Consider the following 3,697-nt stretch of genomic DNA (forward strand, 5'->3'; position numbering starts at 1 on the left):
GGGGGAGGGCCGCGCGGCGGGATCGGTCGAGGGGCGGGGCAGCGGCCGCGGGCCGGAGACGGGCAGCGAGCGGACCATCTCGGCGACCTCGCCGACCGGCCTGGCCCAGGCGGCCTCGGCCAGCGCCCGGCCGAGCGCGGGTGCGGCCCGCTCCCCCAGCGCGGTGGCCAGCGCCGCGACGTCGTCCACCGGACGGCGCAGCACGGCCTCGCCGAGCAGGACGACGGTCGCCGGGTCGTCCTCACCCAGGGCGGTGACGAGCTCCGCCACGTCGGCGACGGCCCGCCCGACCGCCGCACCCCGCAGTGCGGCGTCCGCCCCGGGGAAGGTGTGGCCGGCGAGCAGCCGGAGGAGCTCCGCCACCTCCCCGGCGGGCCGCCGGCCGGCCGCGGCGTCGAGCACCACGACGGCCAGGCCGCCCGGCGCCCCTTCGTCCGGGCCCGGCAGGAGCGCAGGCGGGAGGCCCGTCGGGACGGACGGACCGGCGGAAACTGGGCGTGCCACGGAGACTCCTCGATTGACGGTGCGTGACGGGAAGCGGTTGCTTGACCACGCTCTGTCAGAATCCGCAGCGAGTGTCGTGTCAGCCAGCCGGGCGCGTCCGTCCGGGGTACACCGGGTGGCGGGCGCGGCGCCGACCTGCCTCGGCCGCGCCGCCGGGGCGCGCGCCCGCGCCGGTCATGGCAGCGGCTCGGCGTGGATCGGGGTCTGCGGGTCGGGTAGGTCCGCCCAGGCGATCAGGTAGGCGAGTCCGTCCTCGGTGATCTCCACCCGGATCTGCCCGCTCTCGTCGGTGAAGAGGGCGTGCCCGCGCGGGCCGTGCCCGCCGCGGTGCTCGACGACGGCCGTCTGCTGCCGGCAGTGCGCGCCCGGTGCACCCGGGTAGGTCAGTACCCACCGCTGGTCGGTGTCCATGGTCGTTCCGTTCCCCCCGCCCGTCCGGGCGGGTCGTTCTGCGGGAGGCTGCGGCGCCCGTGCGTCCGCCCGTCCGTTCCTACCGCCGCCGCGGGCGGGCGGCGACACCGGACCGGCCGCGCGCCGCGCCCGGCCGCCCCGGGGCACCGGGCCCGCCACGGACGGCCGGGTCGACCGAACGGATGGACTCCCTGTCCGACAAACGGCCGAGCGCGGCGATGGGTGCCCGGGCGGGCGGCGCCGCACCCGTTGAGACCGTCCGGGGCCGGGCGGCCCGTGCTAGGGCGGGCCCGGTCCGGGCCGGTCGAGCCGGCGGACCGCGCCGATCACCGCCCAGACCACCGCGACCAGCGGCACGGCCACCACCGCGCCGATCACCCCGGCGGCGATGCTGCCGCAGAGCACCGCGATCGCCACCACCACCGGGTGGAGCTGCACCGCCCAGCTCATCACCAGCGGATGCAGCAGGTGGCCCTCGATCTGGCCGATCACCACGATCAGCGCGATCAGCACGATCGCGACCACCGGACCGCGCGAGGCGAGCGCCACCACGGCGGCCACCGCCAGGGCCACCGGTGAGCCGATCAGCGGCACGAACGAGGCCAGGAACTCCAGCAGCACCAGCGGCAGCGCCAGCGGCACCCGGAGCAGGAACAGCGCGATGCCGACCAGGACGGCGTTGCTCGCCGCCACGATCACCACCCCGCGGGTGTAGCCGGCGAAGGTGCGCCAGGCGGCCCGCCCGGCGCTGTGCCAGACCTGCCGGCTGCCGAACGGCAGCTGGTCCTCGAACCACCGCCACATCCGGTCGCCGGAGTTCAGGAAGAAGACCGAGCAGAAGACGGCGAGGGCCGCGCCGCCCGCGAACTCGACGATCCGGCCGGCGCCGCTGACGGCCGTACTGATCAGCGTGGAGCGGTGCGCGCTCAGATAGGAGGTGAGCTTGCTGCGCAGATCCCTGATGCTCGTCCCGTGGAGGCGGAAGGGCGGCCCCTGCAGCCAGCGTTCGATCCGGTCCAGCCCGCCGCCGAACTCCCGGCCCAGCCGGCCGGCCTCGTCCGCGACCAGGGTGCCCACCAGCGACAGCAGCCCGGCCAGCAGCAGCACCGTGCCGAGCATGCCGATCAGCACCGCGAGCCAGCGGGGCATCCGCCGGGCCAGCCGGTCGATCACCGGGCGCAGCACCGAGGTGATCACCAGGCCGAGGAAGACCGCGACGGCGACCAGCTGGAACCGCTGGAGCACGGTGAAGACCGCGTACCCGGCGAGGCCGAGCACCAGCAGCCGCCAGGCGTGGTCGGCGGCGGTGCGCAGCACCGGGTGGACGGGGCGGTCGGCGGGACGCGGCGGGCCGGGCCGGCGCACGGGCGCGGACCGCGGGCCGGGCCGCGGTCGGCGCCGCGGGTCGGCCATGTGCACCGCCTCCTTGCTCTGCGCCCCCGGTCGGTGGGCGACACCCGGGACCCAGCCTCGCGGGTGCGGGCGCGCGGCGCCGCGCCGGACGGCGTGGCGCGGGGCGTGCGGGTGATCCGCGGTCCGGCGCGGGCACGGGACGGGCCGGGACGGGGGGCACGGGGCGGGGGCACGGGGCGGGGGCGCGTGCGGGCGCGGGATAAGCGCCGCCTAGGCTGGGCGAAGCAAAACGGACGAACCGGACCGGCCCGCGGGGTGGGCGGGCCGGTGCCAGGGAAAGCGGGACGCGCCGATGGGCGACGGCATGACAGGGATGCACCACCACGGCGGGGGGACGCTCGGCCCGTTCACCCCCTCCGCCGCGCTGCACTGGTCGCCGGACTGGCCGTTCCTGGTCGGCGTCCTGCTGGCCTTCGGCCTGTACACGGCGGGCGCGGTGCGGCTGTGGCGCCGCGGCGACAAGTGGCCGGTCGGCCGGCTGATCGCCTGGACGGCGGGCATGGCGACGGTGCTGCTGGTGACCAACACCGGGCTGAACGACTACGGCATGGTGCTGTTCAGCGCACACATGATGCAGCACATGGTGCTGTCCATGCTGTCGCCGATCCTGCTGCTGCTCGGCGCGCCGATCACGCTGGCGCTGCGGGCACTGCGCCCGGCCGGTCGGGGCAACGGCCGCGGGCCGCGCGAGCTGCTGGTGGCGCTGCTGCACAGCCGGTACGTGCGGATCGTCTCGCACCCGGCGGCGACCATCCCGCTGTTCGTCGCCAGCCTGTACGTGCTGTACTTCACCCCGCTGTTCGACTTCCTGATGCAGTACCGGATCGGGCACATCGCGATGATGGTGCACTTCCTGGCGGTCGGCATGCTGTTCTTCTGGCCGATCATGGGCGTGGACCCGGGTCCGAACCGCCCGGGCTACGTGATGCGGATCATCGAGCTGTTCATGGGGATGCCGTTCCACGCGTTCTTCGGCGTGGCCGTGATGATGGCGACCAGCGAGCTGGTGACGACGTTCAACGGCGTGGCGGCGCCGCCCGGGACGCACCTGCTGGACGACCAGCGGATAGCGGGCGGCATCACCTGGGCGTTCGGCGAGATCCCGACCGCGATCGTGCTGATCGCGCTGACCCTGCAGTGGGCCCGCTCGGAGGAGCGGCAGGCCCGCCGCCGCGACCGCGCCGCGGACCGGGACGGCGACGCCGAGCTCGCCGCGTACAACGCCTACCTGGCGCAGCTGAACCGGCGCGGTCAGAAGACCGCCGACGCCGGCTGAGCGGCCCCGGCAAACGACGGAGCCCCGTCCCACCCGAGCGGGCTGCTCCGCCGGCGGAGGTGCCGGGAGCGCAGCCGGGGGCGGACACGGCGG

At 76.0% G+C, this 3,697-nt stretch carries 3 protein-coding genes and 1 pseudogene; 1 reads left to right on the forward strand and 3 read right to left on the reverse strand.

Annotation, left to right across the window (positions count from 1 at the left end; translation table 11 throughout):
* From ACFV0G_RS37105 to ACFV0G_RS37115, 3 genes and pseudogenes are all read right to left on the reverse strand, one after another.
* A pseudogene (locus tag ACFV0G_RS37105) lies at positions 1 to 504 on the reverse strand (hypothetical protein); the annotation flags it as partial.
* A gap of 174 nt (positions 505 to 678) precedes the next feature.
* Complete coding sequence (locus tag ACFV0G_RS37110) at positions 679 to 915, reverse strand: DUF6296 family protein (RefSeq protein WP_380557522.1); 237 nt, start codon at positions 913 to 915, stop codon at positions 679 to 681.
* Between the two features lie 279 nt (positions 916 to 1,194).
* Complete coding sequence (locus ACFV0G_RS37115) at positions 1,195 to 2,328, reverse strand: AI-2E family transporter (protein WP_380557525.1); 1,134 nt, start codon at positions 2,326 to 2,328, stop codon at positions 1,195 to 1,197.
* 313 nt (positions 2,329 to 2,641) lie between these two features.
* Here ACFV0G_RS37115 and ACFV0G_RS37120 point away from each other — a divergent pair, with 313 nt between their 5' ends.
* Positions 2,642 to 3,604, forward strand: coding sequence for a cytochrome c oxidase assembly protein (locus ACFV0G_RS37120; protein WP_380557528.1), 963 nt, complete (start codon positions 2,642 to 2,644; stop codon positions 3,602 to 3,604).
* The last annotated feature ends 93 nt before the right edge of the window (positions 3,605 to 3,697 follow it).

Source organism: Kitasatospora sp. NPDC059571 (assembly GCF_042735675.1).
In the GTDB taxonomy this organism is placed as follows: domain Bacteria; phylum Actinomycetota; class Actinomycetes; order Streptomycetales; family Streptomycetaceae; genus Kitasatospora.

What these genes read in the sequence shown, in the direction of transcription:
- ACFV0G_RS37110 (WP_380557522.1), bottom strand. Translation starts at nt 915, where the DNA reads ATGGACACCGACCAGCGGTGGGTACTGACCTACCCGGGTGCACCGGGC.
- ACFV0G_RS37115 (WP_380557525.1), bottom strand. Translation starts at nt 2,328, where the DNA reads ATGGCCGACCCGCGGCGCCGACCGCGGCCCGGCCCGCGGTCCGCGCCC.
- ACFV0G_RS37120 (WP_380557528.1), top strand. Translation starts at nt 2,642, where the DNA reads ATGCACCACCACGGCGGGGGGACGCTCGGCCCGTTCACCCCCTCCGCC.